Raw genomic sequence first — 5,423 nt, forward strand, 5'->3', positions numbered from 1 at the left:
TCGACGCGCTGCGCCGCACGCCCGTGTCGATGTGGCGGGACGACGTGTCCGACCACGCGGCGGCGCTCACCTACTACTCGATCCTCGCGGTCGTGCCCTCGCTCCTGGTGACGGCGATCGCGTTCGGCCTCATCAGTCCGGGCACGGCGCAGAGCTTCGTGGACCATGTCTCCGCGTACGCGCCGGGGCAGTCGGGCAGCCAGCTGCACGACGTGCTGTCCCGGTCGGTGCAGGGCGGGACGGCGGCCTGGACTCTGCTGGGTGTCGGCACGGTCAGCGCCCTGTGGTCGGCGTCGAGCTATCTGGCCGTGTTCCGTCGCGCGCTGCACAGGATGCACCGGGTCCCCGACCGGCGCTCGCCCTGGCACAAGGCGCACCGCATCGTGCTGACCGCGCTGGCCCTGCTCGGACTGCTGGTGCTGAGCGCGCTGGTGCTCCTCATGACCGGCCCGCTCGCCGAGGCGACGGGGCGGCAGCTGGGCCAGGGCGACGCGGCGGCCTGGGCCTGGAGCCTGCTGCGCTGGCCGCTGCTGCTGTGTGTCGTGGCGCTGCTCGTCGTCATCGTCTTCCACACCGGTCCCGCGTCCGCCCGCGCCCGTGCGCACAGCCTGCCCGGCGGGGCGCTCGCCGCGGGCCTGTGGCTGTGCGCGTCCGCCGGGTTCGCTCTGTACACGTCGGTGCTGAGCACCTACAGCCGGCTCTACGGGTCGCTCGCCGGGGTCGTCGTGTTCCTGGTCTGGCTGTGGCTGTCGAACCTGGCGCTGCTGGCCGGGGCGCAGTTCACCGCCGAGCTGACCCGGTCGACGGCCGAGGAGGCGTGAGCGCGGCGCCCGTTCACCCCGCGGACCCGCCGTCGGCGGATGTCCTGCGGCGCGGTGGCCGGGGGAAGAAGCCGCTGGTGCGGGCCCGGTAGGCGGCGTAGCCGGGCCGGTCGGCCATGTGGCGCTCCAGGAGTCGCTTGCCGCTGCCCTGCGTCAGGAGCAGGCTCATGACGACCGGCGACACCAGGCAGACCGCGGCCGCGGCGGACGACTCGCAGGCGATGAGGTAGAGGCCCCACCACACGCAGAAGTCCCCGAAGTAGTTCGGGTGCCGCGTCCAGCTCCACAGGCCGCGGTCCATGATGCGGCCCCGGGACGCGGGATCGGCCTTGAAGCGGGCCAACTGGGCGTCCCCGACGGCCTCGAAGGCGAGGCCCACGGCCCACAGGGCGGTGCCGGTCCACGCGAGCGCGGTCAGCGGGCCGGGCACGTACTGGGCGGCCTGTACCGGCAGCGACACCAGCCACACGAGGGCGCCCTGGAGGAGGTAGACCGTGCGCAGGGCGTACGCACTGCGGCTGCCGGGCGCCTTCGCGAGCAGCCGCTCGTAGCGCGGGTCCTCGCCGTGTCCGCGGCCGCGCCGCGCGATGTGGACGGCGAGGCGCAGCCCCCACACGGCGGTCAGGACGGTCACCAGGACGCGCCGGCCCGGATCGCCCGTCCCCGCCGACGCCACGCAGCTCACGACCGCGACCGCAGTGAAGGCGACGCCCCAGGCGCTGTCCACGATCCGGTGCGTGCCGGTCCGCAGGGCCAGCGCGAACGTGACGAGCATGACGGCCAGGGCGGCCGCCGCCGACCAGGCGAGCCCGGTCGCGAACGCGGCCCAGGGGAAGCCGTTCACGGCGTGCCCGCCGTCGTGCCGCCGCTGCCGCCGTCCTTCGTGAACAGGTACTGCTGCACGTCGAGGTAGCCGGACCGGAACCCGGCCTCCGAGTAGGCGAGGTAGAAGGTCCACATGCGGCGGAACGTCTCGTCGAAGCCCAGCGCGTCGACGTCCGCCGCGCGTTCGGCGAACCGCTCGCGCCACAGGCGCAGCGTCTCGGCGTAGTGCGGACCGTAGGCGGTGCGGCGGGCGAGGCGCAGGCCGGTGTGGTCCCGCACGGTCGCGGCGACGGCCTCGACCGAGGGCAGGAGCCCGCCGGGGAAGACGTACTTCTGGATCCAGGTGTACGTGCCGCGGCTGGCCAGCATCCGGTCGTGCGGCATCGTGATGGCCTGAACGACGGCGCGGCCGCCCGGCACGAGCCGCTCGTCGAGGGCACGGAAGTAGACGGGCCAGAACTCGGCGCCGACCGCCTCGATCATCTCGACGCTGACGACGGCGTCGTAGGTGCCGCGCGCCTCGCGGTAGTCGCACAGCTCGACGGTGACCCGGTCCGCGCAGCCGGCGGCGCGGACGCGTTCGAGGGCGAGCGCGCGCTGTTCGGCGGACAGGGTCAGGGAGGTGACGTGTGCGCCGCGCCGTGCGGCGCGCAGGGCGAGTTCGCCCCAGCCGGTGCCGATCTCGAGGAGGCGGGTCCCGTCGTGGACCCCGGCCAGGTCGAGCAGTGTGTCGATCTTGCGGTGCTGGGCGTCGGCGAGCGCGGACCAGGAGGCGGGGAAGCCCCGGAAGAGGGCGCTTGAGTAGGTGAGGGTGTCGTCGAGGAAGAGGGCGAACAGGTCGTTGGACAGGTCGTAGTGGTGGCTGATGTTGGCGCGGGCGGCGTCCGGGGTGTTGCGGGCCGCTCCGGGCTGCCGTTGCGCCCACAGGCCGCGCAGCCGTTGCAGCGGCTCGGGGACGAGCGTGGCCGCGTGGTCGGCGAGGACGGTCAGGACGGCGACCAGGTCGGGCGCCTCCCACTCCCCCGCGAGGTACGACTCGCCGAAGCCGATGAGCCCGCGGGCGCCGATCCTGCGGTGGAAGGCCTCCGGGTCGTGCAGTTCGAGGACCGGGCCGCCGAGCCCGAGGCAGGTCCCGTCCGGGTGCCGCACGCTCAGCGGCAGCCGGCGCAGCGCGGAGCGCACGACCGTCCGGGCCACGGCCGTCCGGGCGGCCGATGCGCGGGGCAGCGCGACGACGTCGGGCCAGCGCGCGGGGTCCGCTCCGGCGCGGGGCAGGGCCGGGGCTCCGGTGGTGAGCAGTCTCATCGCATGCCTTTCTGGACCTGGTGCCGGGGGCGGGGCCGCGTGCGCAGCCCCTTGAGCAGGAGCCGGACGCCGTGCAGCCGGATGGCGGCGGACACGGCGAGCGGGGCGAGGGGGCGGCGCAGCACGGTGCGGGCGACCTCGGCCGGGGTCGCGTCGCGCCGTATCCCGCGCACGGTGGCGGTGAACGGCGTTGTGCTGTCGGCCTCCAGGCGCACCGTCAGGTCGAGGTGCTCGCCGGGCGGCACGAGCCGCATCCGGTAGCCGCCCTCGACCGCGTTGAACGGCGACACGTAGAACTCCTTGTCCACCCGGGCCTCCCCGCGGGGGTCGGGGTGCAGGAGGTAGCAGTGGCGTTCGCCGTACGTGTTGTGGACCTCGGCGACGACGTGGCGCGGGGTGCCGTCGGGCGCGAGGCACCAGAAGACGCTGAGCGGGTTGAAGACGTGGCCGAGGACCCGGGCGTTGGCCAGCATGACGACGCGGTCGGTGGGGCCGAGCACGGCGCCCTGCCCCTCCAGGAAGGCGGTCAGCCGCGCGCGCAGGGTCGGGCCGGCGCCGCCGAAGTGGTCCCGGGCGTCGAACCGGGCGAACGGCCGCAGCGGCGCAGGGAGGCGCGGCGGCCGGTCGATGTCGACGAGCCACAGATAGGTGTGGTGGCGCAGGGTGTGCCGGACCGGGCCGGTGCGGACGTGGGCGACGGTGCAGGGGTAGAGCGCGGGGGTGCGGATCACCAGGGCACCCCCAGCGCCGCGGCGGCCGCGACGCCGGCGCGGCAGCCGTCCTCGTGGAAGCCCCAGCCGTGGTAGGCGCCGGCGAACGCCGTGACGGGGCCGTTGAGTTCGGGGAGCCGGTGCTGCGCGGCGACGGACTCGGGGGTGAAGACGGGGTGGGCGTACGTCATGCGGGCGAGGACGCGCGAGGGCTCGACCCGGTCCGTCCCGCCCAGGGTCACGAGGTAGCGCTCGGGGGCGTCGAGTCGCTGGAGCCGGTTCATGTCGTAACTGACGCGGACGGCGCCGCTGTCGCTGGCGCAGTGCGGCATCAGGTAGTTCCAGGACGCGCGGGCGCCGGTGGCGCGGGGCAGGACGCGGGTGTCGGTGTGCAGCAGCGTCGTGTTGGGGGTGTAGCGGAACGCGCCGAGGATCTCGCGCTCGCTCCGGTCGGCGTCGGCGAGGAGGTCCAGGGCCTGGTCGGGGTGGACGGCGATGACGACGGCGTCGTGGCGTACGGTGCCGAGCCGGTCGGTGGTGATGTCGACGCCGCCGCCTTCGCACCGGCGCACGGAGCGTACGGGTGTGGCGGTGTGCACCGCGTCGAGGTTCTTGGTGATGCGGTCCACGTAGGTGCGCGAGCCGCCGGTCACGGTCCGCCACACGGGCGAGCCGCCGACCGCGAGCATGCCGTGGTGGGCCAGGAAGCGGAAGAGGTGCACGGCGGGGTAGGTGCGGGCGGTGGCGGCGTCGCAGGACCAGACGGCGGCGACGAGCGGGGTCGCGAAGTGGGCGACGAAGTACGGCGAGAAGCGGCCCCGGGCGAGGAACTCCCCGAAGGTGAGGGACGCGGCACCGTCCCCCTGGTCCGCCGTGGCCAGGAGCCGGCGTGCGGCCCGGTGGAAACGCGGCACCTCGGCGAGCATCCGCAGATAGGGCGGGCGCAGGGCGTTGCGCGGCTGCGCGAACAGGCCACGCGGGCCGCGGGCCCCCGCGTACTCGAGGCCGCACCCTTCGCAGTGCACGGACATGCTCATCTCCGACTCCTGGGTCGGGACGCCGAGTTCCCCGAAGAGCCGCAGCAGATTCGGGTAGGTGCGGCGATTGTGCACGATGAAGCCCGAGTCCACACGGTGCACGCGGCCGTCGGCCGAGGCCACGTCGTGCGTGTGCGCGTGACCGCCCGGCCGGTCGTCGGCCTCGTAGAGGACGACCCGGCGCGTGCGCGCCAGGATGTGTGCGGCGGTCAGTCCCGCCACTCCGCTGCCGACGACCGCCGTGGTGCGGTCCGTCCCGTCCGGCATCGTGCTCCTTCCACCGTGTCCGGCGCGTGTGCGCGTCTTTCGCGCGTACGCGTCTCGAGGGCTGTCCCGCCTCTCGTGAGTGATCCGGAGCGGACGGCGCCGCGGATTGCCCGGGGCCTGCTCCACCTGGCGAAAACGCCGGTGCGTGTCCGGGACGGACCCTGCGTGACCCGTGCCGGTGAGCGCCGACGGGCTCCGGGAGGGCGCGGGCCCGGCCGGTGAATCCGTTGCCGGGCGGCTTGCGGATGGGTGCTTGTCGCGTTCCGACCGCCGGTGTCACCGATTCGGGTGACAGACCAATCCGCCCGGCGTCGCGGCCCGGATCACCGGCGATGAAGGCGGACCGCCTTCACGGAACCGATCACTGAGGGACCGTCATGCACACTCGTATCCGTCACGCCGCCGTCGCCGTCGCCACCGCCGCGGTGCTGCCGCTGGCCCTGACCGCCTGCTCCGAC

5 protein-coding genes are annotated in these 5,423 nt (G+C 74.4%); 1 reads left to right on the forward strand and 4 read right to left on the reverse strand.

The annotated features are described in order from the left end of the window. The first annotated feature begins 8 nt into the window (after positions 1-8). Positions 9-821 (forward strand): YihY/virulence factor BrkB family protein, encoded by an 813-nt coding sequence (locus GTW43_RS17150; RefSeq protein WP_237536641.1) that lies wholly within the window; start codon positions 9-11, stop codon positions 819-821. A 13-nt stretch (positions 822-834) separates the two neighbouring features. Here GTW43_RS17150 and GTW43_RS17155 read toward each other — a convergent pair whose 3' ends face one another. Genes GTW43_RS17155 through GTW43_RS17170 form a run of 4 tightly spaced genes read right to left on the reverse strand, consistent with a single transcriptional unit; the run spans position 835 to position 4,965 of the window. After that, a complete protein-coding gene (locus GTW43_RS17155) occupies positions 835-1,665 on the reverse strand; it encodes a DUF1295 domain-containing protein (RefSeq protein WP_161302899.1) in 831 nt (276 codons plus the stop codon). Continuing rightward, positions 1,662-2,951 (reverse strand): cyclopropane-fatty-acyl-phospholipid synthase family protein, encoded by a 1,290-nt coding sequence (locus tag GTW43_RS17160; RefSeq protein ID WP_161302900.1) that lies wholly within the window; start codon positions 2,949-2,951, stop codon positions 1,662-1,664. The genes GTW43_RS17155 and GTW43_RS17160 overlap by 4 nt, the downstream gene beginning before the upstream one ends. Beyond that, on the reverse strand, positions 2,948-3,679 hold the full coding sequence (locus tag GTW43_RS17165; protein ID WP_161302902.1) for a DUF1365 domain-containing protein: 732 nt from the start codon (positions 3,677-3,679) through the stop codon (positions 2,948-2,950). The genes GTW43_RS17160 and GTW43_RS17165 overlap by 4 nt, the downstream gene beginning before the upstream one ends. Continuing rightward, entirely contained in the window at positions 3,679-4,965 is a 1,287-nt protein-coding gene (locus GTW43_RS17170; RefSeq protein WP_161302901.1) for an FAD-dependent oxidoreductase, read from the reverse strand. The genes GTW43_RS17165 and GTW43_RS17170 overlap by 1 nt, the downstream gene beginning before the upstream one ends. Between the last annotated feature and the right edge of the window lie 458 nt (positions 4,966-5,423).

This window comes from Streptomyces sp. SID5785, from assembly GCF_009870065.1.
In the GTDB taxonomy this organism is placed as follows: domain Bacteria; phylum Actinomycetota; class Actinomycetes; order Streptomycetales; family Streptomycetaceae; genus Streptomyces.

Bases quoted from the DNA above. Each gene is read 5' to 3' on its own strand.
- GTW43_RS17160 (WP_161302900.1), bottom strand. From the start codon at position 2,951: ATGAGACTGCTCACCACCGGAGCCCCGGCCCTGCCCCGCGCCGGAGCG.
- GTW43_RS17170 (WP_161302901.1), bottom strand. From the start codon at position 4,965: ATGCCGGACGGGACGGACCGCACCACGGCGGTCGTCGGCAGCGGAGTG.